This is a genomic window from Collinsella sp. Sow4_E3 (assembly GCF_052116285.1).
Lineage (GTDB): Bacteria > Actinomycetota > Coriobacteriia > Coriobacteriales > Coriobacteriaceae > Collinsella.
Map to the genome: position 1 here is coordinate 1 of NZ_JBQKLJ010000056.1, position 1,594 is coordinate 1,594.

Here is a 1,594-nt window from a genome sequence, read left to right on the forward strand (position 1 = left end):
TTTTAATATGAGAAAGCCATTGTCAATAGGCGTGTTTGTTCGAGCCCGGTTTTAAACCGGGCTTTTTCGTTTCCCGTCGGGAGGGCCCGCGCACGCTGCGCGTTTAGTCGACGCTTGCCTGGCAAGCTAATATCCGCGGGCTCTTGCGGGCGCGCTGCCGGCGGTCAGCCCGGTATGTCCGCGCACCCCACCGCATTTCGATTCTCCGTCCGGCGCGCTCGTCCGAAACCAGTCTTGTTCACGGGCGCGGCCCTTGCCTTGGGCTGCCCAAAAAAGGGTCGTGAACGCGCGCCGGCGATGCGTCGAGGCGCGGGCCCTCCCGGCGGGAGGCTTGTTGTCCGACGGGGTCAGCCGAGTGTCCCCTCCGCCCGGCGCCCGATCTCCCAGACCCAGCAGGCGAGCTCGCGCGCGACGGCGGCGTTTGCCTTGCACGGGCTCTTGCCCGCCGCCGCCAGCGCCTCGCGGCGACGGCAGAGCCTGGCGGTGCAGTCGTCGGCGCGTGCCCGGATCGCCGCGGGGACGTCCGCGCCGGGCGCCGGGGCCTTCGGGCGGGGCGTGCACGTCAGGTAGTGCCACGCCGACTCCACCAGCGCCGTCCTGGCGAGCCGGTTGCCCGTCTTGGTTATCCCGCCGCGCCGCTCGGTCTCGCCGCTCGAGCGCTCCGACGGGACCAGCCCGCACCAGCTCGCGAAGGCCGGGGCCGTCCGGAACCTCGTGAAGGAGCCCGCCTCGGCTGCGAGCCTGAAGGCCGTCAGGGTGTCGATTCCCTTGATGCAGGAGAGCGCCTCGACGGCCGGGCGCCACCGGTCGGTCCGGGCGAGGGCGAGCACCTTCTTCTCGAGCTGCCGGCGGTCCGACTCCGCGCACCTCGCGGCCGTGACGTAGTACTCGAGCACGTCGCGCTGGGGCCCCTCGAGCCTGATCCCGGATATCCACCTCCAGTGGGCGCGCGTCCAGGATCCCCTCCTCGTCCCGTCGGCGTTGCGCTCGTCCCAGACGTGGCCCAGCCTGATCAGGAACATGTTGAGGCGCTGCCTGGCGCGGCGGTACTCCGCCGTGGCGTCGTCGAGGGCGCGGTCGAGGTCCCGGGCGGCCTCGACGGCCGCATCGGGCAGCGGGACCTCCACGATGTTGTGGGTGGCGAGCATGCGGGCGATGAACTCGGCGTCGCGCCGGTCGTTCTTGCGGCGCGCGTCCGCCGCCGGCCTCTGCATCTTGGAGACGGCGGCCACGGCGCAGTCGAGGCCGAGCGCGCGCAGCTCGCGCGCCATGTGGAAGCCGGTGGGGCCGCTCTCGTAGCAGGCCCTGGGCTCCTCGAACCCGAGGGCCCACTCCGCGATCTCGGCGGCGTCCGTCCCGAAGTCACGGTGCACCACCTCGCCGGTGAAGGGGTTGAACGCCGCGGCGGCGACCGATCGCGCGTGGACGTCCAGGCCGATGGAGGTAACATGGGGCATGGGAAGCCTCCTCCCCGCAGGTGCGGTAAGGGCTACCGCACGGGCCGATACTCAAAGCCCATTGTGGCATCCCGAGCCCGCGAAAAGAAGCTGCGCCGCGGGGGAGGCGACCCAAATGGCTTTCTCATATCGTCTTG

General features: G+C 70.8%; 1 protein-coding gene. It reads right to left on the bottom strand.

Going from position 1 to position 1,594, the window contains the following annotated elements:
• Positions 1 to 347: 347 nt before the first annotated feature.
• Complete coding sequence (locus ACTQ48_RS11140; RefSeq protein ID WP_441015983.1) at positions 348 to 1,457, bottom strand: IS110 family transposase; 1,110 nt, start codon at positions 1,455 to 1,457, stop codon at positions 348 to 350.
• Positions 1,458 to 1,594: the final 137 nt, after the last annotated feature.

What these genes read in the sequence shown, in the direction of transcription:
- ACTQ48_RS11140 (WP_441015983.1), bottom strand. Translation starts at nt 1,457, where the DNA reads ATGCCCCATGTTACCTCCATCGGCCTGGACGTCCACGCGCGATCGGTC.